This is a genomic window from Streptomyces sp. NPDC044719, assembly GCF_056433405.1.
This window is the reverse complement of record NZ_JBWKHE010000003.1, coordinates 1-22,720: the sequence shown is the minus strand read 5'-3', so window position 1 is coordinate 22,720 and position 22,720 is coordinate 1. Positions and strand designations below refer to the sequence as shown.

At 72.8% G+C, this 22,720-nt stretch carries 14 protein-coding genes; 7 read left to right on the top strand and 7 right to left on the bottom strand.

Going from position 1 to position 22,720, the window contains the following annotated elements; all coding sequences use genetic code 11:
- Positions 1–10 precede the first annotated feature (10 nt).
- Positions 11–1,045, top strand: coding sequence for a M23 family metallopeptidase (locus AC07DF_RS11595; RefSeq protein WP_478969555.1), 1,035 nt, complete (start codon positions 11–13; stop codon positions 1,043–1,045).
- A gap of 148 nt (positions 1,046–1,193) precedes the next feature.
- The gene (locus tag AC07DF_RS11590; protein ID WP_478969553.1) at positions 1,194–2,138 is read left to right on the top strand and encodes an aldo/keto reductase; all 945 of its coding nucleotides are present in this window, start codon (positions 1,194–1,196) and stop codon (positions 2,136–2,138) included.
- 27 nt (positions 2,139–2,165) lie between these two features.
- Here the strand turns inward: AC07DF_RS11590 and AC07DF_RS11585 are convergent, their stop codons facing one another.
- The 4 genes from AC07DF_RS11585 to AC07DF_RS11570 form a co-directional block, all read right to left on the bottom strand.
- On the bottom strand, positions 2,166–3,530 hold the full coding sequence (locus AC07DF_RS11585; RefSeq protein WP_478969551.1) for a PrsW family intramembrane metalloprotease: 1,365 nt from the start codon (positions 3,528–3,530) through the stop codon (positions 2,166–2,168).
- 57 nt (positions 3,531–3,587) lie between these two features.
- Complete coding sequence (gene trmB, locus AC07DF_RS11580) at positions 3,588–4,451, bottom strand: tRNA (guanosine(46)-N7)-methyltransferase TrmB (protein WP_478969549.1); 864 nt, start codon at positions 4,449–4,451, stop codon at positions 3,588–3,590.
- Between the two features lie 227 nt (positions 4,452–4,678).
- Entirely contained in the window at positions 4,679–5,884 is a 1,206-nt protein-coding gene (gene lhgO / locus AC07DF_RS11575; RefSeq protein WP_478969547.1) for an L-2-hydroxyglutarate oxidase, read from the bottom strand.
- A gap of 70 nt (positions 5,885–5,954) precedes the next feature.
- Positions 5,955–7,379 (bottom strand): NsdA family TPR-like regulatory protein, encoded by a 1,425-nt coding sequence (locus AC07DF_RS11570; protein ID WP_215120504.1) that lies wholly within the window; start codon positions 7,377–7,379, stop codon positions 5,955–5,957.
- Between the two features lie 724 nt (positions 7,380–8,103).
- Between AC07DF_RS11570 and AC07DF_RS11565 the strand changes: the two genes are divergently transcribed.
- The gene (locus tag AC07DF_RS11565) at positions 8,104–10,218 is read left to right on the top strand and encodes an asparagine synthase-related protein (protein WP_478969545.1); all 2,115 of its coding nucleotides are present in this window, start codon (positions 8,104–8,106) and stop codon (positions 10,216–10,218) included.
- 361 nt (positions 10,219–10,579) lie between these two features.
- Complete coding sequence (locus tag AC07DF_RS11560; RefSeq protein ID WP_478969543.1) at positions 10,580–13,861, top strand: AfsR/SARP family transcriptional regulator; 3,282 nt, start codon at positions 10,580–10,582, stop codon at positions 13,859–13,861.
- On the opposite strand, the gene AC07DF_RS11555 is transcribed toward AC07DF_RS11560, so the two are convergent.
- The gene (locus AC07DF_RS11555; protein WP_478969541.1) at positions 13,858–15,852 is read right to left on the bottom strand and encodes a sigma-70 family RNA polymerase sigma factor; all 1,995 of its coding nucleotides are present in this window, start codon (positions 15,850–15,852) and stop codon (positions 13,858–13,860) included. The genes AC07DF_RS11560 and AC07DF_RS11555 overlap by 4 nt on opposite strands.
- Positions 15,853–16,047: 195 nt before the next feature.
- Complete coding sequence (locus AC07DF_RS11550; protein WP_478969539.1) at positions 16,048–16,818, bottom strand: TetR/AcrR family transcriptional regulator; 771 nt, start codon at positions 16,816–16,818, stop codon at positions 16,048–16,050.
- Between the two features lie 375 nt (positions 16,819–17,193).
- Between AC07DF_RS11550 and AC07DF_RS11545 the strand changes: the two genes are divergently transcribed.
- A complete protein-coding gene (locus AC07DF_RS11545) occupies positions 17,194–18,573 on the top strand; it encodes an NAD(P)/FAD-dependent oxidoreductase (RefSeq protein ID WP_478969537.1) in 1,380 nt (459 codons plus the stop codon).
- A gap of 173 nt (positions 18,574–18,746) precedes the next feature.
- Positions 18,747–20,414, top strand: a complete 1,668-nt coding sequence (locus AC07DF_RS11540) for an ATP-binding SpoIIE family protein phosphatase (RefSeq protein WP_478969535.1) — start codon at positions 18,747–18,749, stop codon at positions 20,412–20,414.
- Between the two features lie 15 nt (positions 20,415–20,429).
- On the opposite strand, the gene AC07DF_RS11535 is transcribed toward AC07DF_RS11540, so the two are convergent.
- Complete coding sequence (locus AC07DF_RS11535; protein ID WP_478970936.1) at positions 20,430–21,695, bottom strand: MFS transporter; 1,266 nt, start codon at positions 21,693–21,695, stop codon at positions 20,430–20,432.
- A 122-nt stretch (positions 21,696–21,817) separates the two neighbouring features.
- On the opposite strand from AC07DF_RS11535, the gene AC07DF_RS11530 reads away from it, so the two are divergent.
- On the top strand, positions 21,818–22,366 hold the full coding sequence (locus tag AC07DF_RS11530) for a MarR family winged helix-turn-helix transcriptional regulator (RefSeq protein WP_399028345.1): 549 nt from the start codon (positions 21,818–21,820) through the stop codon (positions 22,364–22,366).
- Positions 22,367–22,720: the final 354 nt, after the last annotated feature.

Genomic DNA, 22,720 nt, shown 5'->3' with positions numbered 1-22,720 from the left:
GTACGCCCACGTGGCGTCCAACCGGCCTGCCCCCGCGGCCCCGTTCGCGCAGAACCAGCGCGACACCGAGACTTTCGGCTACGGCGGTCAGCGCACCGACGAGGGCCCGTTCCAGGAGTGGAACCCCACCGAGGAATCCATCCGTCCCGTCCGTGGCCGGCATCGCGTCACCAAGCAGCGCGGCGGAGGTCTCGCCCGCAGCTCCACCGTCCTGGGCGTCGGCGTCATAGCCGCCGTGGGCGCGGGCGGCATGGCCAGCGCCCAGACCGGCAAGCCGCCGGTGTCCATCTCCGTGCCGGACCTGCCCTCGGTGGGTTCCCTCATCTCGGACGACGACACCCCCGCGGGCTCCGCGACTCCGCTGAGCGGCCTCGGCACGACGGCCACGGCGGACACCGAGCAGGGCTCCTCCGACGCCGGCGAGGCGCTGCGCGCCCGGATCATGGCCCAGGTCGAGCACCAGCAGGACCAGATCGACACCAAGGCCGCGCAGGACGCCGCCGACGCCGCAGAGAAGGCGGCCGCCGAAGCCGTCGCCAAGGCGGAGGAGGAAGCCAAGGCCAAGGCCGCCGAGGCCAAGAGGAAGGCGGAGGAGGAGGCCAAGAAGAAGGCCGAGGCCGAGCGGCTCGCCGCCCTCGCCAAGCAGTTCACGCTGCCGACCTCCTCGTACACCATCACCTCCAGCTTCGGCCAGGCCGGCGCCTACTGGTCCTCCGGCTACCACACGGGTCTCGACTTCGCCGCCCCCACGGGCACGCCGATCAAGGCGGTGCACAGCGGCACCATCACCGAGGCGGGCTGGAACGGCTCGTACGGCTACAAGACGGTCCTCACCCTCGATGACGGCACGGAGATCTGGTACGCGCACCAGTCCTCCATCGGCGTCAGCGTCGGCCAGAAGGTCAGCACGGGTGATGTCATCGGCCGCGTCGGCGCCACCGGCAACGTCACCGGTGCCCACCTGCACCTCGAAGTTCACTCCGGCGGTTCCAGCAGCGGGATCGACCCGATGGCGTGGCTGCGGGGCAAGGGCCTGAACCCGTAAGCGCCACAAGCCAGTCGAAGCACCGGCAGCCCTGACGACGCCCCCCCGACGTCAGGGCTGCCGGTTTCCGGCATGTGCGGCGGCCGTTTACACGACTTTTGCGTCTGACCTGGAATGAGCCGCTCCGGCACGGCCGTTGACGAGAGGCATGACTTCTCTTCGCAAGCTCGGCTCCTCCGACCTCGAGATCTTCCCGCTCGCCCTCGGCGGCAACGTCTTCGGCTGGACCGCCGACGAGGCACAGTCCTTCGCCGTCCTCGACGCCTACACCGCCGCCGGCGGCAACTTCGTCGACACCGCCGACGTCTACTCGGCCTGGGTCGACGGCAACCAGGGCGGCGAGTCCGAGACCGTCCTCGGCACGTGGCTTCAGGCGCGCGGCAACCGCGCCGATGTCGTCGTCGCCACGAAGGTCAGCCAGCACCCCGAGTTCCAGGGCCTGTCGGCCGCCAACATCAAAGCCGCCGCGGACGCCTCGCTGCGCCGCCTGCGCACCGACTACATCGACCTCTACTACACCCACTTCGACCGGCCCGACGTGCCCGTGGAGGAGATCATCGGGGCGCTCGACGAGCTGGTGAAGGCCGGGAAGGTGCGGCACATCGCCGCCTCCAACATCTCGGCGGAACGGCTGCGGGCCTCCCTGGAGTTCTCCGACCGTGAGGGCCTCGCCCGCTATGTGGCGCTCCAGCCCCACTACAACCTGGTCTCCCGCGACACCTACGAGGGCGAGCTCCAGGACCTCGCCGAGCGCTCCGGCCTGGCGGCCGTCCCGTACTACGCGCTCGCGTCCGGCTTCCTCACCGGCAAGTACCGGCCCGGTACGACCGTCGACAGCGCGCGGGCCGGCGGTGCCGCCAAGCACCTGGAGACCGAGCGGGGCCGCCGGGTCCTCGACGCCCTCGACGAGATAGCCGCGGCCCACGACGTCCCCGTCGCCACGGTCGCCCTGTCCTGGCTCGCGGCCCGGCCGACGGTGGCCGCGCCGATCGCGTCCGCCCGCACGGTGGACCAGCTGCCGGCGCTGCTCGGTGTCGGGGAGCTCACGCTGACGCAGGCGGAGGTGGACCGGCTCACGGAGGCTTCGGCCTGAGCGGTCCGCGAAGGTGGACCGCCTCGGCTAGGACCGGTACGGGTTGTACGCGGGGTACGGCGTCGGCGGGGCGGAGAACGGCGTCGTCGGATGGCCGTACCCGTACGCCCCGTACACCGGCCAGGGCGGGGCCGCCACCGGTACGGGAGGGGCCGTGATCCGCGCCGCGTGGTCCAGCGCGGGGCGGGCGGCCTCCCGGCGCCGCCACAGTTCCTCCAGCAGCTCCCGCTCCCGTACGACGAAGTCGGCACCGGCGCGGCCGCGGCGGCCCCGGTGCCGCAGGAACGCCAGAGACGTCGCGTAGGACTCGTACTCCGCCACCGCCCGCGCCGCGGTCTTCCCCGCGTGGTCGCGGGCGTACTGGCGGGCGATCCGCCGGGCCCGCATCGAGCCGAGCGCGTACGGTTCCGCCGGAGTCAGCCAGCCGGTGACGGCGTACGCGGGCAGCTCCGCCTGTACGGTCCTCAGCTCCCGCTGCCGGGTCCAGATCACCAGCCATGTCAGCAGCCCGAAGATGGGCACCATGAACGCCGCGTACACGGCGAAGAACCCGTACTCGCCGAACCCCGACGAGCCGTTCCACATCGCGTGCATGCCCATGGCGAGCAGCAGCCCGCAGAGCGGGAAGGCGACGCGGCGGATGTGCTGGCGGTCCGCCGCGAGCGCGGAGATGCCGAAGCCGATGCCCGTGAGGACCGTGAAGAGCGGGTGCGCGAACGGCGACATGACGATCCGCACGAAGAAGGTCGCCGCCGTGACGGAGGCGATGCCGCTGTGCCCGGCGAGCTGGTCGGTGCCGAAGGCCATGCCCAGGTAGAGGATGTTCTCCGTGAACGCGAAGCCGGTGGCCGTGACGCCGGCTATGACGACTCCGTCGACGATGCCGGTGAAGTCACGCCGCCGGAAGAGGAAGACCAGTAAAACGGCCGCCGCCTTGGCCGACTCCTCGACCACCGGCGCGATGACGGTCGCGCCGAGCGTGTCCGCGCTCGTCGGGTCCGCGGTCGCCGTCGCTATCCACTGGGTAGCGAAGCTGTTGGCGACGATCGCTATCAGTGCCGCCGCGCAGGCGCCCCAGGCGAAGGAGAACAGCAGGTTCCGCCAGGGGCCCGGCTCGACCCGGTCCAGCCAGCGGAACGCGGCTATGAGCAGGGGCACCGGGAGGACGGCCAGCCCGAGCCCGACCAGGAACCCCTCCGTGCCGGTCTCCTCGCGGACCAGGGCCAGGATGACGAGGCCGGAGATCACGAGGAGCGTGGACAGCGCGCCGTAGCGCACCCAGGCGCGCTGCCACCAGTGGGCGTGCCGCAGGCCGGCGGTGGAGGTGCCGGTGAGGGGCACGCCGTCGGGGGGACCGCTGGGGTACGACGGGTGTGGGGGGCAGGTGGCCACGGCATTGACCCTAACGACGGATGGGCGCTGTCCGCAGGCGGAAGAGGCCGGGGGCGGTCAGGCGCCGGCGGGGGGCTGGTCCACGTGCTGTACGCGACGGAAGAGGAGGTCGTTCACGACATGTCCTTTGTCCAGTCCCTGGCCCTCGAAACGGGTCAGCGGACGGAAGTCGGGACGGGGCGCGAAACCGCCGTCCGCCTGCGTGTTCTCGAAGGCGGGGTGTGCGGTGAGGACCTCGAGCATCTGCTCGGCGTACGGTTCCCAGTCGGTGGCGCAGTGCACGGTCCCGCCGGGCTTGAGGCGGGTCGCGGCGAGGGTCAGGAATTCGGGCTGGATGAGCCTGCGCTTGTGGTGCCGCTTCTTGGGCCAGGGGTCGGGGAAGTAGACGCGGAGGCCGTCGAGGGAGTCCGGGGCGAGCATCTCGCGGAGCAGGATGATCGCGTCGCCGTTCGCCACCCGGATGTTGGACATGCCGTTCCGGTCGGCGAGATTGAGCAGGTTGCCCTGGCCGGGGGTGTGGACGTCGACGGCGAGGATGTTGGTGCGGGGGTCGGCGGCGGCCATCTGGGCGGTCGCCTCGCCCATGCCGAAGCCGATCTCCAGGACGACGGGGTTGTCGTTGCCGAACAGGTCGGGGAGGTCGAGCCCTGGGTGCCCGTCGATGTCCAGTCCCCACTTGGGCCACAACCGCTGCAGCGCGTCCGCCTGCCCCGCGGTCACCCGGCTCCGCCGCGGCTGAAAACTCCGGATCCGCCGCTCGAAGTGCGACCCGGCGGGATCGGCCTTCGGCCCGTCGGGAAAGCGCGGCTCTCCCTTGGCCCGGGTGTGCCGGATGGACACACCGGGCGCATGGGCAGGGTGCTCGCCGTCGGGGGTGGTGGGCGGCTGGGGGCTTTCGGGGGTATTCACGGAGTCAGACACAGTGAGGCCGATTTTACGGCCGTCGCGGTCAGCTGCCCCAGCCGCGGGCACGCGAGCCGCCCCCGCTGCGGGCATGCGTGCCGCTAGGGGCGGCACGGGTGGGCGGTGGGGGTCCCCCCGCTCGAGCGAAGCCGAGAGTGGGGGAGGCACCCCGCCACGCCGGGCTGCGACCCCCCCCGCCCTCAGCACCGACGCCCCGAGCACTCGACAACCATCCGTGTCCGGCGTCACAGCCCGCTCAACGCCCTCCGCGCCACCTCCCGCCCGATCGGCAAGGACGCCGTAGCCGCAGGAGACGGCGCGTTCAGCACATGCACCGTGCGAGCGCCCTCACGGATCAGGAAGTCGTCCACCAGCGTGCCGTCACGCAGCACGGCCTGGGCCCGTACTCCCGCCGCCGTCGGCACCAGGTCGTCCTCGGACACCCCGGGCAGCAGCCTGCCCACCGCGTCCGTGAACGCCGCCTTGGACAGCGACCGCCGCAGCTCACCCGCCCCGTACCGCCAGTGCCGGCGCGCGATCCGCCAGGATCCCGGCCAGGCCAGGGTCGACCCCAGCTCGCGCCAGCGGACCGTGCCCCATCCGTACCCTTCGCGGGCCAGGGCCGGCACCGCGTTGGGCCCGACGTGGACACCGCCGTCGATGCCGCGGGTGAGGTGCACCCCGAGGAACGGGAACGCCGGGTCGGGGACGGGGTAGACCAGGCCCCGTACGAGCTCCGGCCGGGCGAGTTCGTAGTACTCGCCCCGGAACGGCACGATCTGGACGTCCGGATCGTCCCCGGTCAGCCGGGCGATCTCGTCGCTGTACAGGCCCGCGCAGTTCACCAGGACCCGCCCGCGCACCACGTCCCCGCCCGAGGTGAGCGCGGCGACGCCCAGCTCGGGGCGGCGGTCGACGCGCACGACGCGCGTGCCGTAGCGGATCTCCGCGCCCGAGCCGTGGGCCAGCTGGCGGGCGACCGCGACGAAGTCGCAGATGCCGGTCGTGCCGACGTGTATGGCGGCGAGGCCCCGCACCTCCGGCTCGTACTCCATGATCTGGGACGCGCACAGCTCCCGCACCGGGATCCCGTTCTCCCGGCCGCGCTGCACGAGCGCGTGCAGCCGGGGCAGCTCGGAGCGGTCGGTCGCGACGATCAGCTTTCCGGTGACGGAGTGCGGGATGCCGTACTCGGCGCAGAACTTGACCATCTCGGCGGCGCCCCGCACCGCGTAGCGCGCCTTGAGGGAGCCGGGGCGGTAGTAGACACCGCTGTGGATGACGCCGCTGTTGCGGCCGGTCTGGTGCCGGGCGGGGCCCGGTTCCTTCTCCAGCACCGTGACACGTGTGCCCGGTGCGGCGCGTGTGATCGCGTACGCCGTCGACAGACCGACGATCCCGCCCCCGATCACCAGCACGTCACAGTCGTGGGCGAACCGCACGAGCACCACCTCCCACCTCGATAGTGCACTGCGCCACTGACATCGCCTTCAAACGCGCGGACGGCGGCGATCCCGGCGCTCAGGCGGGAGCCACCAGCAGCGGCCGGGCACGTTCGCGGAGTTCCACCACCCGCGGCTCGTCCCCGTACGGCTCCAGCCGGTGCAGAAGATCCTTCACGTACTCCGTGGTCCGGGCGGACGAGATACGCCCGGCGACCTCCACCGCCCGCACCCCCTGCTCGCACGCCGCGTCCAGGTTTCCCGACTCCAGTTCGGCCACCGCCGAGACGACGAGGCGCAGACCGTGCGAGCGGACGAACTCCTCCGTCGGCTTCGAGAGCGCCTGCTCGGTGAACCGGCGGACCTGGCGGGGCGCCTTGAGATCGCGGTAGCACTCGGCCGCGTCGGCGGCGAAACGGTCGTAGGAGTAGAAGCCGAGCCAGCTCGGGTCGTTGTCGCCGGGACGGGCCCGCTCGAGCCAGCTCTCGGCCGCCTTCAGGGCGCCGCCGGCCGCGGGGGCGTCACTGGCGCGGGCGTGCGCGCGTGCCTCGACGAGGCGGAAGAAGCTCATGGTGCGGGCCGTCGCCAGCCCGCGGTTGCGTTCCAGGGCGGCCTGGGCGAGGTCCACGCCCTCGTCGCCGAAGCCGCGGTAGGTGGCCTGGAGGGACATGGAGGCCAGGACGTAGCCCCCGAGGGGGACGTCCGCCGCCGCCCGGGCCAGGCGCAGGGCCTGGATGTAGTAGCGCTGGGCCGCTTCCTGCTGGCCGGTGTCGAAGGCCATCCAGCCCGCGAGCCGGGTGAGTTCGGCGGAGGCGCCGAAGAGGGCCCGGCCGACCTCGTCGGAGTAGGAGCCGAGCAGCAGGGGGGCGGCCTCCACCCTTAAGCACTCGGGGACCATCGAGGAACGCCAGTCGCCGCCGCCGTACTTGGAGTCCCAGCGCCGTGCGTCCTCGGCGGCCTCCCGCAGCTTCTGCACATCGCTGTGGCCGACTTTGAGCGGTGCGCCGGAGCCCTCGCCGGGGCCCACGTCACGCGCGACCGAACTGTCGGCCGGGGTTATCAGCCATCGTGAAGCGGGTGTCGCGTACGCGCTCACCGCGAACGATCCGGCCAGCGACTGCCAGATGCCGCCGGTGCCGGCCCGGCGGCCCGCGAGGTCGAGGCGGTACAGCTCCGTCGCGGACCGCACCGCCTGGCCGACGTCCCGCGGGAAGGCGAGGCCGACTTCGGGCGCGGGATCCGCGTCCGCCAGGCCGATCTCGTGGAGCGGCACCGGGCGGCCGAGCTTCTGGCCGATGGCGGCGGCGATGAGGTGCGGCGCCGCACCCTGCGGCACCATGCCCTTCGACACCCAGCGCGCCACCGACGTCTTGTCGTAGCGAAGCGTCAGACCGCGCTGGGCGCCGAGGTCGTTGACACGCCGGGCGAGGCCCGCGTTGCTGATTCCCGCGAGGGCGAGAACGGCGCCGAGTTTCTCGTTCGGCCCGCGTTGCTCCCTGGACATGAGCCACCCCTCGACACAGACGGCTGCCGCACTGGCATAACCACGCGGCATTCGTAAACCCAGCGTAGTTCGCCGCATCCCAAGCGTTAAGGGGCATTGTTCCGGTTGGCGGGATTGTGGTCCGTACTGAAGTGCGGTTCAGATACGGGCTGTTGCGGCGTGCTCCCACTGTGTGGCCGTGCGCCTGCCCGTGCGCTCTTCTCCAGCCATCGCGGGAGCGGTTCCATGGTCATTGCGTGGGTCGGCCCGCTGTACTGGATCCAGTGGGCTGGGGGACACCGCCGCCTACATCCCCGCGGGCGGCGGAACGGTCCGGGAGGCGTGCTCCGTCTCCCGGACTGCGCGATCGGGTGGTGGTGCGCCGATCCTGTACGGAGCGTGTTCGACGCTGTCCGCGTAACGGCGATTTGGCCGAAAATCGACCCCGCCGGTCATGGGGTATCAGGGCTCCGACCACGGTACTTGAGGGCGCATCGGGCGTATTCGGGGCGCGTATTGAGGGCGCATTCGCGCCGCAGTCGCAGGCGAGACGTGTCGCTGGGGCGCCTTGCGTCCCGGCCGTCTTTGCTGTGCCCGGGGCGTTCGGGGCGGTGCGGGTGTCGCCGCCGGGGCGCATTCGACGGAGCGCAAGCGGCGTCAGGGCCCTCTGGAGTGCTTCCTTCATGGCAGCATGGTGAACCGGTTCGTACGGTGCACTGGTTGTCCACAGCCTGTGGAGGCGGCGATGCGGTGGTTGGTGGGATGGAGCAGCACCGCCGCGGGAGCACTTGCCGCCGGTTCGGCGGGGGCGACGGGGCGGGACGGCGAGACCGTGCACCCGGTGGGTTCCCAACTCCTGTGGGGTGACCCCGATCCGCTGTGGGCGGTCGGAGACTGGCGCCCCGACGAGGTCCGGGTCGTGAAGGCCGACGACCAGACCCGCATCGCCGTCCTCGGCATCTGCGGTGCCACCGACGAGCAGCTGCGCGTCGCGCTGTTCGCCGCGCGCGGCGGGGCACTTCGGCATCTCACCGCCTGGCCGGGGAGCTACACCGCGATCGTGCAGGTCGGCAGGAGGCTCACCGTCTGCGGCGATCTCGCGGGCGCGCGGCCGGTGTTCCACACGCCCTGGGCCGGCGGTACGGCGTACGCGACGGCCGCGCTGCCGCTGGCCGACCTCATCGAGGCCAACCTCGACTTCGGGCACCTCGCCGCGCTGCTGGCCGCCCCCGACGTACCCGCCGCGCTGCACGACTCCACGCCGTACGACGGCGTGAAGCGCATTCCGCCGGGGCATGCCCTGATCCTGCGCGCCGGTGCGCGGGAGATCGCCGGGTACGAGCCCGTCGCCTCGCTGGCGGTGGCGGCGCCTCCGGCCGACCCCGACAGCGCGGTCGACGCCGTGCGTGACGCGCTGGTGGAGGCCGTGCGGACACGGCTGTCCGCGCCGCGGCACGTCCCCGGGGCGGACATAGACCCGGGCCCCGTGCCCGGCATGGGACCCGCCGAGCGGCGTGCCGCGCGCGGGATGCCCGTCCCGGGCATCGGGGCGGACCTGTCCGGCGGGCCGGCCTCGGGGACACTGGCGCTGCTCGCCTCGGGGCTGCCCGGGATGCCGGGCACGGTCCTGGGACACGGCACGGGCGCGGGGGAGCGGCTGCTGGCGGTCACGTTCAACGACCTCGCCGTCGCGGGGCAGGAGGCCGAGCTGGAGCGGGCGGGCGCGCTGGCGGCGAACCCGCGGCTGCACCACGTGGTCGTGGCGGGCGGTGAGGAGACCCTTCCGTACGCCGACCTGGACGGCCCGCTGACCGACGAACCCGGGCCCTGCCTGGTGTCGGCGGCCCGGCACCGGGCACGGCTGGCGTCCGGCAGCGCGGACCACTTCACCGGCTACGGGGCCCGTCAGGTCCTGGACGCCCATCCGGCCCGGCTGGCCGACCTGCTGATGGACCGCAGGCGGCGTCATCTCGTGCGGCCGGTCGCCGCGCTGGCCAAGGCGGACGGGTCGGTGCTGGTCCCCGCGCGCGTGTACGCGGCGGCGCGACGGCTGTCCCGTACGCCGTACCGGTCGGGTATCGAGTCCCTGGCCGAACGACTGCTCGACCACCGGCCGGACGACGGCCTCGACGCGCCGGGCGGCGCGGTGGAGGCCTCGCTCGCCGCGCTGACCTGGGGCAGACCCGGGCCGGCCGCGCGCTGGCTGACCGGTGAGGCACTCGCTGAAGTATCTGTTCGCCTTCAGGCGTCCACGCACCGGTCGGAGTTGGTGGGGCCGGGGCAGCGGCCGGGTGACTTCCGCGCGCGTGCGGCGCTGGCGCGGCACGCGGCGGACCTGCGGGTGCTGGAGCAGGCCGCGGAGATCCGCTTCCAGCGGCTGCACGCGCCCTTCCTCGACAACCAGGTCGTGCGCGCGGCCCGGGCGCTGCCCGAGGCGTTGCGGGTACGGCCCGGGGCGCGTGCGGCGATCCTGCGTACGGTGCTGGAGGGGGCCGGAGTGCGGGAACTGCCGCCCGGGTGGGGCGTCCCGACCCAGGCGACCGAGGCGGCCGCGGCCCGGACGGGCCTCAGAGTGGCGGCGGACTCCCTGGTGACCCTGTTCGACACGCCCCTCCTCGCGGAAGCGGGCCTGGTCGAGGCCCGAGTGGTCCGCAAGGCCCTGCGCTCCGCGGCGGCCGGCGAACCCCTCCCCCTCGACGGCCTGGCCGACCTGGTCTCCCTCGAACTCTGGCTCCGCCGCCTCCTGGCCCGCCGCGGCACCTGCTGGACGGGCACCCCGGCCCGCCAACGAGCGGTACCGGCGGGAATCGCCCCCCAGCGGGGAGCACTGGGGGCGGGCGCCGGGGGCCGCCGGGCATAGCCGAGCCGCCCTGGCTGCGGGCATTGCTGCCGCTGAGCTGCGGGCATGCGTGCCGCCCCGCTGCGGGCGTGTGTGCCGCTGAGCTGCGGGCATGCGTGCCGCTAGGGGCGGCACGGGTGGGCGCAGCGGCACCCCGCTACGCCGGGCTGCGCACCCACCCGGCCCCAGCACCGACGCCGCGCACCTTCTCATGCCGGGCTGCGCACCCACCCGGCCCCAGCACCAACGCCGCGCACCTTCTCATGCCGAGCAGCGCAAAACCCCGCCCCAGCGGCAACACACGGCACCTGAAACACACGGCAGCAACACTCCACCCCGAAAACCCCCAGCCCCCCACCCCCACCCCAGCGACAATGACCCCGTGCGGTACAGAATCCTGGGCACCACCACGGCAGAGGACGACCACGGCACAACCGTCCCCCTCGGCGGCCCCCGCCTCCGCGCCCTGCTCACCGCCCTCGCCCTACGCCCCTCCCACACCACCACACCCAAGACGCTGATCGACGAGGTATGGCCGGACGACCCACCCCAGGACGCCCCCGCCGCCCTCCAAGCCCTCATCGGCCGCCTCCGCCGCGCACTCGGCAAGAACGCCGTGACGACCTCCGCATCCGGCGGCTACCGCCTCACCGCCACGCAGGACGACATCGACCTCTTCGTCTTCGAACGGCTCGTCCAGCAAGGCACCGACGCCCTCGCCGCCGACACCCCCGCCCTCGCGGAACGGCACCTCGACGACGCCCTCGCCCTCTGGCGCGGCCCCGCCCTCGCCGACCTTCCCGACCGCTCCGCCGCGACCCGCCCGGAGACCACCCGCCTGGAGGCCGCCCGGGGCCGGGCCGAGGCCCGCCTACGGCTCGGCCGCGCACTGGACGTCGTACCGGAACTGCGGGAACTGACCGCCGTGCACCCGTACGACGAGCCCCTGCACGCGCTTCTCATCCGCGCCCTGCGCGACACCGGCCGGCAAGCCGACGCCCTCGCCGCGTACGAGTCGGCCCGCCGCGCCCTCGCCGAGGGCCTCGGTACCGACCCGGGCCCGCGGTTGCGCGCCCTGCACGCAGAGCTGCTCGGCGCGGCAGCGCAGAACCGGAAACCCCCGCCTGCACGGCCCGAGCGCACCGGCAACATCCGCCCTCGTCTGACCTCTTTCGTCGGCCGGGAACCCGAGCTCAGCGCCATCCGTTCCGATGTGCACAGGGCCCGGCTCGTCACCCTCACCGGACCGGGCGGCTCCGGCAAGACCCGTCTCGCCGAGGAGGCCGCCGCCGGGCTTCCGCAGGCCTGGCTGGCCGAGCTCGCCCCGCTCGACCGGCCGGAGGCGGTGCCCGGAGCGGTGGTCAGCGCGCTCGGTCTGCGCGAGACCGTGCTGATGACCAGCGAGCTGACGGCCGTGCCGGACGACCCGGTCGCCCTGCTCGTGGAGTATTGCTCCCCGCGCAGCCACGTCCTGATCCTCGACAACTGCGAGCATGTCATCGGCGCCGCCGCCCACCTCGCCGAAACCCTGCTGACCCACTGCCCCGGCCTCACGATCCTCGCCACCAGCCGTGAACCCCTGGGCGTGCCGGGCGAGTTGGTCCGTCCGGTGGAGCCCCTGCGCCCGGACCAGGCCCGCCGGCTGTTCGCGGAGCGCGCCGCCGCCGTCCGTTCCGACACGGACGCCGCGCTCCGTGACGAGCGGGCCGTGGCGGAGATCTGCCGGCGGCTGGACGGTCTGCCGCTCGCCATCGAGCTGGCGGCGGCCCGGCTCCGGCTGCTCACACCCCGGCAGATCGCCGACCGGCTCGACGACCGCTTCCGCCTCCTCACCTCCGGGAGCCGCACGGTCCTGCCCCGCCAGCAGACCCTGCGTGCCGTCGTCGACTGGTCGTGGGACCTGCTCGACGAGGCCGAGCGGACGACGCTGTGCGAGGTGTCCGTGTTCGCGGGCGGCTGGGACCTCGCGGCGGCCGAGGCGGTGTGCACCGGGCCCGCCGCCGAGCTGGTCGGGGCGCTCGTCGACAAGTCCCTCGTCGTGGCCGCCCCCGGCGAGGGCGACGGCTCCGCCGGGATGCGGTACCGCATGCTGGAGACCATCCACGAGTACGCGGTCGAGCGTGCCGCCGAAGTGCCGCAACTGCGGGCAGCGGCCGAGCGCAGGCACCACGCGTGGGTGCGCGCGCTCGTCGAGCGGGCCGACCCGCTGCTGCGCTCCGCCGGGCAACTGCCCTGGATCTCCCGCCTGGAGACCGAGCTGGACAACGTCCGCGCGGCCCTCGACCGAACCCTCACCGTTGGGGACGAGGCGGAGGCCGGTGCCCTCGCCCTGGCCATGGGCTGGTTCTGGTGGCTGCGCACCTACCGGCACGAGGGCATGGAGTGGCTCGACCGCACCCTGCGCCTGGGAGCGGCGATGGATGCCACGGGGCGGGTGCCGTCCGGCGGCGGACCGGGCGTGCCCGACCCCGTCGACCACTTCCTCACCGCCCCGGAGGGGGAAGCGGAACATCCGCTGCACGCCCTGCGGATGCAACTGCGCATGCTGCATCTGTTCTTCATGGCCGAGGACACGCCCATGAACGCGTTCGTGGGCGAGCGGCGCCAGTATGTGACGCGGGTGTGGGCCTACTTCGAGGCCGGCGGACCGCGGGCGGCCGGGATCCCGGGGCTCGTCTGGCCGATGATCGCCTCCTTCGTGGGGGAGCTGGCGGACGTCCGCGCCGCCATGGACTCCGCCGTCGCCAACTGCCGTGTCCACGGCGGCGACTGGGAGACCGCCGTCGCCCTGATGTTCCGTACGCACATGGTGGTCGACGCCCCCGGCGACCTGGACGGCGTCGACGACGACCTCGCGGAACTGCGCACCCTCAGCCGCCGTTCCGGAGACCGCTGGCTGCGGGCCCAGGTGTGCAGCGCGGCCGGTGAGGCCGCCATGGCGCGCGGCCGCTTCGAGCAGGCCAAGGGGGAGTACGAGGAGGCCCTGCGGCTCGCCTACGAGGTGGGCGCGTACGCCGAGTCACCGTTCCTCATCGCCCGGCTCGCCGAGATCGCCTACCGGGCGGGAGACCGCCCGGCCGCGCTGGCGGCGCTGGACGAGGCGAGCGCCGCCGCCGACCGGTACGTCGTGGCGGACTCCAAGGCGTTCGTCCTGCTGCTGCGGGCCCAGATGGCGTTCGAGGAGGGACACATCGCGCGGGCGCGCGAGCTGTGCGAGGCGGCGCGCGGGGAGGCCCAGCGTGGCACTCCGCCGCCCCAGTTCATGGTGATGCTGGATCTGATCGACGCCGTGATCACGGCGAGCGAGACCGCTCCGGGGCCCGCCCTGGCCAAACTGGCCCGAGCCCTGCGCGAAGCCGTGGACCGGCGGTGCTCCGACGTGATCCGGGCGACGGTCGTGGACAGCGCGGCGGGACTGCTGGCCGATCTCGGCGACTTCAGGCGTGCGGCACGGCTGCTCGGCGCCGGCGACCACTGGCGGGCCGGCCGTCCCCGTCCCATGCCGGAACACGCCCAGGCGGAACGGACCGCGGCCACCGCTCGCGCCGCCCTGGGCAGCGTCCGCTGCGAGTCGGAGCGTGCCCGGGGCATGGCCCTCACCGCTGACGACGTCCTGCGCGAGCTGGCCGAGGCGCGGAGTTCGTACGCCGCCGAGCCGCGCTAGGCGCAGGTGAACCTCGACTCCGCCCAGTCCGCCAGGGCCACGTTGTCGAGTGCGCCCCGCGGTTCCACGACCAGCCGTACGGTGCTGCGGCCGGCGAGGTTCACATGGACGGGGACGGCCGGGTCCCCGCCCTGGACCAGCCCGGACCGCCACAGCCGGACCCCGTCGGCGTAGACGGAGAAGTACACCTTGCCGAGTCTCAGCGTCAGGTCGTCCACACCGACGAGCGCGTCGTACGAGGTGCAGGACCGGTTGAGGTCGATGGTGACGGAGGAGCGGCCATGCACGGTGACGCCGTGCGGGTACCGCTGGTCGCCGACCGACATGCCGTACCGCTTCCAGACCCAGCTGCTCGTCCCGATCCGCATCTCGGGCTCGGTGCCGTCACCGCTGATGTCGTACGACAGTTCGCTCCACCGGTAGACGGCCGGGGCGGGCGGCGCCTCGGTCGGGGGCGGTGTGGGCGTGGGTGCCGAGGGCGGTGTCGGCCCCGGGGGCGTGGGCGGCGAGGTGGGCTCCGGTGCCGGTGTCCCGGCCGGGGAGCGGGTGGGACGCGGGCCGGACTCCGGGCCGGACTCTGGGGTGGTCGGTGTCGGCGCGGGCGTCTCCGCGCGCGCGGGCACGATCCCCGGGGCCCGCGGCCCGGGCTCCCGCTGCGAAGGGGAAGACGGGGGCGTGGGCTCGCCGGGCCGCACCACCGGTGATGTCGGGGAGGCCGGGGAAGGGGGAGCTGTCTGCGCTTCCTCCTTCGGCTTCTCGTTGCCGGCCAGGGCCATCACCACCGCGGCCACCACGCCCACGGCGACCACACCGGCCGCGATACCGGCCTTCAGGGGCGCGCCGATCCCCTCGGACGCCGCCGCACCGCCGCCGCTTCCCGCCCCACCGGACGAACCGGCGCCCGCGCCCGCTGCCGCGCCGGACGAGCCTGCGCCCGCCGTCGCGGCCGCACCCGCGGCACCGGCCGCTCCCGCCCCTCCGGCGATGAGCCCGGCCACCTTGGCGTACCCGGCGGCACCGAACCAGCCGATGACGGCGACCGGTACGACGGCGGGGATGCCACCGGCCACTTCCGCGATCTGGCTCGCGGCCAGCCGGCACTTCGCACACTCCTCCAGGTGCTTGCGCAGCCCCCGCTCGGCACGAGTGCGCAGCCGGCCGCGGGCGTAGGTGCCGAGCTGGTCGGCGTAGCGCGCGCACTCCTCGTCGCCGGTGAGCGTGGCGCTGACGTGGGCCTGGAGGTAGGCCTGCTTGAGGCCCTCACGAGCCCGGCTGGCGAGCACCCGCGTGCCGTTGGCGTCCAGGCCGAAGAGCGTGGCGACCTCGCTGGGCGACTCGTCCTCGACCTCGGTGTGCCACAGCACGGCCTGCCACCGCTCGGGCAGCGACCGGAAGGCCTGCATGGCCATGGACCGCTCGGCCTGGTGCATGGCCCGTACATCCGCGCCCAGTTCGAGCGTGTCGCCGTCGGACACGTCGGGCCCGTGCGCGGACTGGGCGGCGAAGACCGCGAAGTCGTCGACGAGCTGTTCCCGCCGCGCCGATCTCGTCCAGGAGGCGGCGACGCGCCGCACGGAGGTGAGCAGGTACGCGCGGACGGCGTGCTGGGGGCCGGAGCCGCCGCGCACCGCCTGGAGCATGCGGGCGAAGACCTCGGCGGTCAGGTCGTCCGCGGTGTACGCGTCACGGCAGCAGGTCCGGGCGTACCGGCGCACGGCCTGCGCATGGCGCCGGTACAGCTCCTCGTATGCCGTGTCGTCGCCCGACCGCATCCACTCGATGAGCTCGGCGTCGGCCGGCGGGAGCTCGCGGGGCGGCGGCAGGACGCCGTCCTCGTGCCGGTCGCGCTGTGCAGGGACCGAGCCGTCGGCCGGATGCCCGCCCGGCGGGACGCTCGCGCGCCCGCCCTGGCTCGGTACGTGCGGCGGGAACGGGCCGCCGGCCGTGGTGTCACCGCTACCGCTCGACTCGTCCCGCCCGTCAACGCTCATCGCGGAAAGCCCCCGCCAGCCGCCCAACCCGTCCAGACCACCGGGTCAGAGTGCCACAGGGGCTCTTGGTCAGGACCCCGGAGTTCGGACGATCACTCATCCGTGGGGATTTACCGCACGCCAGTACTAACCATCACCCTTTCGGGGAAGGCTCCCCTTTTTGCCTCCGGGCCCCTTCACTCCGGGCCCCTCCACTCACGGCCGCGAGCGCAGTCCCTCCAGCAGGATGTCCAGCAGCCGGGCCGAGGCAGCCGCCTGCTGAGCCGCGTCCGGCAGCGAGGGCGCGGCCGTCGCGATCACCAGCAGTACGTCCGACACCGACACGTCCGGCCGCAGCTCACCCGCCGCACGCGCCCGCTCCACGAGCTGACCCACGACCTCGAGCAGCGCCGCCGCCCCGGCGTCGTCCTCCGCGGCGACCGCCGGTACCGCGGCTACCGCCACCGGCTCCTCCGGAACCAGCCGCAGCTCCGTCGTACCCGGCTGCGTCCGCTGCTGCGGCACCCGCGCCTGACCGGCACGGTCCTCCTCGACCGAGACCCGCAGCACCTGCGGCGGCAGCAGCCGCCCGGCGCCGGAGGCCACCGACGTGCGCAGGAAGCGCGACAGCGCCGACCACGGCTCGTCCTCCTGCCCGAGCGCCGCACGCGCCTGGTCGGTCAGCCGGGAGGTCTCCTCCTCGGCTATCCGCCGCACCAGGACGTCCTTGCTCGGGAACCGCCGGTACACCGTGCCCACGCCGACCCGCGCGCGCCGCGCCACGTCCTCCATCGGCGCGCCGTACCCCAGCTCGCCGAAGACCTCACGCGCAGCACGCAGCACGTGCTCCAGATTGCGCTGTGCGTCCACACGCAGCGGTGTGGTGCGCGGGCCGTCCCCGCGTCCGCTGCCCACCGCCGCGCTCAACGTCGCGCCGCCCGCCGTGAGAGCGGACGCGGACGACCAATGAGAATCCTGAACATGCATACGCATTCCCCCGGTAATGACGTCTCCCCCCGGAGACTCCCCGCCATTCGATGCCGGGACGGGGGGAACAGGCCCGGGTCCCCAGGCCCGCCCGTCGCGGACCCGGTGAGCGCTTCCCCCTACACCCCGTCGACACACGAACATAGTTGAGAGGGAGTCAATTCAGAAGGGGCAGGTTCCGCACGGAGCGCCCACCGATCGGAGTACGGGCCGTATACGTCCTGAATGTGCCCCTGCGCGCCCCTCGCACCACCCCAGCTGACCTGCACGTTTCCTTCACAGGCTGATAATCCGGCCAACTCCGCGCGCTCTTCCGCTCCGGTCACACAATTGGTCGAGGCTGTGGACAAACGCAAGCGACGGGTGCGTCATGGGATGGTGAAGGAACGTGCGCGCATTCTCGTTGTCGGTGGTGGCTACGTCGGGATGTACACGGCCCTGCGCCTGCAGCGCAGACTGAAACGGGAACTGGACCGGGACGAGGTGGAGATCACGGTCGTCACACCCGACCCGTACATGACGTACCAGCCCTTCCTTCCCGAGGCCGCCGCCGGCGCCATCTCGCCCCGCCACGTCGTCGTACCGCTGCGCCGCGTCCTCGACCGGTGCCGCGTCGTCATCGGCGAGGCGACCGCCGTCGACCACGCGAAACGCACCGCCACCATCAGCACCCTCGCCACCCCGGAGGAGGGCACCGGCGGAGAGCGGCTGGCCTACGACGAACTCGTCCTCGCCCCCGGCTCCGTCTCGCGCACCCTGCCGGTCCCCGGCCTCGCCGACCACGGCATCGGCTTCAAGACCGTCGAGGAGGCCATCGGCCTGCGCAACCACGTCATCGAGCAGATGGACATCGCCTCCTCCACCCGCGACCCCGCGATCCGCGACGCGGCCCTCACCTTCGTCTTCGTCGGCGGCGGCTTCGCCGGTGTGGAGGCACTCGGCGAACTGGAGGACATGGCCCGCTACGCCGCGCGCTACTACCACAACATCCGGCCCGAGGACATGAAGTGGATCCTCGTCGAGGCCTCGGACCGCATCCTGCCCGAGGTCGGCGAGGAGATGGGCCGCTACACCGTCACCGAACTGCGCCGCCGCAACATCGACGTACGCCTGCGGACCCGCCTGGACTCCTGCGCGGACCGGGTGGCGGCCCTCAGCGACGGCGCCCGCTTCCCCACCCGTACCGTCGTCTGGACCGCCGGCGTGAAACCCCACCCGGTCCTCGCCGCCACCGACCTGCCCCGCAACGACCGCGGACGGCTCAAGTGCACGCCGGAACTCACGATCGAGGGCACCACGCACGCGTGGGCGGCGGGAGACGCCGCGGCCGTCCCCGACGTCACCGCCGAGAAGCCCGGCGGCGAGTGCGCCCCCAACGCCCAGCACGCCGTCCGCCAGGCCCGGGTCCTCGGCGACAACATCGTGCACGCCCTGCGCGGCGAACCCCTCACCACCTACACCCACAAGTACGTCGGATCGGTCGCCTCCCTGGGCCTGCACAAGGGCGTCGCCCACGTCTACGGACGCAAGCTCAAGGGCTACCCCGCCTGGTTCATGCACCGCGCCTACCACCTCAGCCGCGTGCCCACCTTCAACCGCAAGGCGCGCGTGCTCGCCGAATGGTGCCTGGCCGGACTGTTCAAACGGGAGATCGTCTCGCTGGGTTCACTCGAACACCCCCGGGCGGAGTTCGAACTCGCGGCCGGTGGAAAGCCTTCTCAAGACCCTCCGCACAACCCGAAGGGGTCGTCCTGACCGGACCCAGGAACTCCACCGGCCGGCCCGGCGTCTGACGGATGCCGGTCCGGTCCACGCACTGCCAGACTGGTCCACCACCGCGGGCGTGCCACCGCTCGCCCCGGTGCGGGCCCCCGGGGCCCCGGCCGGTTCCGGTGCCGGCCGCCGACGACTACACGAGGCAAGGATTCGTGAACTTCACGCGCTGGAGCGCCCGGCTCCCCGGAACGCAGCGCCGCGCCGCAGCGCGGACCGAGCAGACGGCCTCCCCGGACCGGCGGGGGGACGGCTCCGTACCCGCCGCCCGCGTCGAACAGCTGACCGACGAGACCCCGTCCGTACCCGCCGTCGACGAACTGCGGGTGCGCGAGGTCCTCGACCGCGTCCCCTCCCTCGTCGCCCTCGTCCACGGACCCGACCACCGCATCGCCTACGTCAACGACGCCTACACGACCGCCTTCGGCGTACGCCCCCTGGGCGAACGAGCCCGCGAGGTCCTCCCGGAGCTGGACGCCCTCGGCCTGTTCCCCCTCCTGGACCAGGTCCAGCGCAGCGGCAAGCCCCGCACGGTGAAGTCCCGCAAGGCCCCCGACGGCCGCTCCTACACCTTCACCTGCACCCCGGTCGCCCAGGGCGACGGAGAGGGCGGCAGCGAGAGCCGCGGTGTCCTGGTCTTCGCCACGGACGTCACCGACCACGCCGAAGCCGCCGAACGCCTGCGCGCCAGCGAACGCCGCCAGCGCGAAACAGCGGTGACCCTGCAGAGATCCCTGCTCCCCCAGGAACTCGAAGAACCGGACGACCTGCGCGTCGCCGCCACCTACCACCCCGGCGGCACGGAGGCCGCGGTCGGCGGCGACTGGTACGACGTGATCACCCTGGGCGGCGGCCGCACGGCCCTGGTCATCGGCGACGTCATGGGCCGCGGCGTCCGGGCGGCGGCGGTGATGGGCCAGCTCCGCACGGCGGTCCGCGCCTACGCCCGCCTCGACCTGCCCCCGCACGAGGTCCTGCAGCTCCTCGACGGCCTGGCCGCCGAGATCGACGCCAACCAGATCGCCACCTGCGCGTACGCGGTCCACGACCCGAACGAGGGCAAGCTGGTCTACGCCTCGGCCGGCCACCTCCCCATCCTCGTCCGCGACGAGAACGGCACGGTCCTGCGCGCCGAGGAACCCACCGGCCCCCCGCTCGGCACCGGCGGCTGGATGCACTCCTCCGGCTCGATCCCCCTCAGCCCCGGCTCCACGGCCGTCCTCTACACGGACGGCCTGGTGGAGCGCCGCGATGCCGACCTGGACGAGGGCATCGCCGCCCTGGAGCGAGCCCTGGCCGGCGCCACCGGCACACCCCAGGTCGTCTGCGACCGTCTGGTCCGCTCGGCGGGCGTGACGCCCGACCATGACGACGACGTGGCCGTCCTGGTCCTCCAGCACCCCGCCCGCAAAGGTGCGGAAGGCGAGCTCTTCCGCAACGCCGCCCTGGAACTCCTCGGCGGCGTGGAAGCGGCCCCACGCGCGCGTGCCTTCGCCTCCGGCGTCCTGACCAGCTGGCGCTTCCCCGCCGACCTGCACGACCTGGGCGTCCTGGCCACCAGCGAACTGGTCGCCAACTCCCTCCAGCACGGCACCCCGCCGATGCGACTGCGCCTGCGCCGCACCGACCGCCGCCTGATCATCGAAGTCACCGACGGCGACGACCACCTCCCCAGGCGCCGCCGCGCGGAACCGGGCGACGAGTCGGGCCGGGGCATCGCCATCGTCGCCACCATCGCGTCGAACTGGGGCTGCAGACGCACCCCGGGCGGTGGCAAGGCGGTGTGGTGCGAATTCGCCCTGCCGCGCACCCGGACGACCTAGCCGACGGCCGGTGGATCAGACGTCAGCGGAAACGGGCGCCCCACCCCGCGCCACGACCCGGCTCTTCACGAGCCACGGCTGATCCTGCGCCTCGGTCAGCTGCCGCCCCAACCGCACGGCGAGGACGGTGATCCCGAGGGAGAACAACAGGAACGCCACGATGTACGGCGCGTGCAGCGAGGCCCCCAGCGGCCCGCCCACCGCCGGCCCGACGGCCAGCGCGAGCTGCTTCACCAGGGCGAACGCCGAGTTGTACTGCCCGGCCATCCCCTCCGGCGCGAGATCCGCGACCAGCGGGGCCACGGTCGGCGACAGCATCGCCTCGCCCAGCCCGAACAACGCGTACGTCGAGACGAACGCGGCCGTCGCCATCTCCTGGCTCCCGTGCCCCAGCCCCGCGTACCCGGCGACGGCCCATGCCACGGCCCAGATCAGCCCCACGGCCGCGATCACCCGTGACCGCCTCCGCCGCTCCACGAACCGCAGCACGGCGAACTGCGCCACGACGATCATCAGGGTGTTCGCCGCCAGCGCCGTCCCCAGCGCCGACGTCGATATCCCGGCGGCCTCGACCCCGTACGCGCTCAGCCCCGACTCGAACTGCCCGTAGCAGGCGAAGAACAACACGAAGCCCAGCACACACAGCTGCACCATGGCCCGATTGCCCAGCAACTGCTTCCAGCTGCCCCGCCCCGACGCCACGGGCGCGCCTTCGATCCGCGGAGCGTGCGGCACCCGGACCGTCACCATCACCACGACCAGCAGCAGGAACATCGCCGCCTCGATCGCGAAGAGAAGGGTGAAGGAGGCGGCACTGGTCGTGTCGACCAGATGGCCACCGATGAGGCCACCGACACCGAGCCCGAGGTTCTGCAGGAAGAACTGCGTGGCGAAGGCGCGTGACCGCGTCTCCGCCGACGAGCAGTCCACGATCATCGTCGCCAGCGCCGGCTGCATCACGGCCTGCCCGGCCCCCAGCAGAGAAGCCGACACCAGCACGGCCGCCGCACTGCTCGCGATCCCCAGACTCAGGGCACCTATGGCGGCGGTGATCAGGGCGACGAGCAACACCGGCAGCGGGCCGCGCCGGACGATGGCCCGCCCGGCGAACGGCAGCACAACCAGCGCGGCCACAGCGAAGACGGCGAGCACAAGACCCGCCGTCATGGCTCCCAGTCCCCGCACCTGCGCCACATAGACGTACAGGTAGGGGACCGTGAAGCCGAGCCCGAACGCGCTGAGTGCGTTACCCACGTGAATCCGGCGCATCGCTGCGCCCATCGCCCTGGTCACGTTCACCTCTCTCACAAGTTAGGAGTGAAGACTTCGAAACTAAACTTCGAAGCTAAAGAGTACACACCCAAGGACTTCAAGGCAAAGAAGGTCCGTGCCATACTGCCGCCATGGGCGACACCCCCGGCCCCAGTGAGCCGACCCTCGAAGAACAGATCGCCGCGTACCAGCGCGAGTTCCAGGACCTCGACCCCCAGGTGGAGCAGATCGTCTCGGCCCTCTCCCGCCTGAACCGCCGCATGAACGTCGCCTACGGCCGTCAGACCTCGACCCTCGGCATCAGCAACACAGAGTGGGAGGTCCTCAAGGCCCTCGTCCTCTCCGGCGCTCCCTACCGTCTGGGCCCCAGCGACCTCGCCAAGCGCCTCGGTCTCACACCGGCCGCCATGACCCACCGGATCGACCGCATGGTCGGCGAAGGGCTGGTTACCCGAGAGCGAGACGAGTCCAACCGCGTACGAGTCATCGTGGAGCTGACATCCGAGGGGCGTGAGAAGTGGCTGGAGGCAATGCGCCTGGCATCGGTCTTCGAGGAGGACCTGCTCCAGGATCTGTCCCCCGTCGAGCGCACCGCGCTCGGCGGCGTCCTCACCCGCCTGTTGCGCAGGGTGGAGGACGCCCAGCCGGATGCCGGCGGCCGCCTCTCAGACCTGGACTGACGTCCCTCAAAAGATCTTGACAAGGGCGGCTTGACACCCCTCTGCCCGATCCGTAAAGTTCTTCGGGTTGCCGCGGAGCCGTAACGGTTCTGCGACAGCACTTCCGCCGCTCAAGCGGCACCCAACCACTAGCAAGATCGCTCCCAGCGGGGTTGATTTCGGCGTGCCCGAATTCAATTCGAATTGGGACTCGACGGCCTGATCGACTCGACATCGACTCGATTTGGGAAACGGCGAGAGACCGCGCTAAGGTTGGACACGTCGGAACGGCCCAACAGCCGCAAAGACAAACCCCACTGACTGGGGATCAGGCCCGAAAGGATCTGATAGAGTCGGAACCGCCGGAAAGGGAAA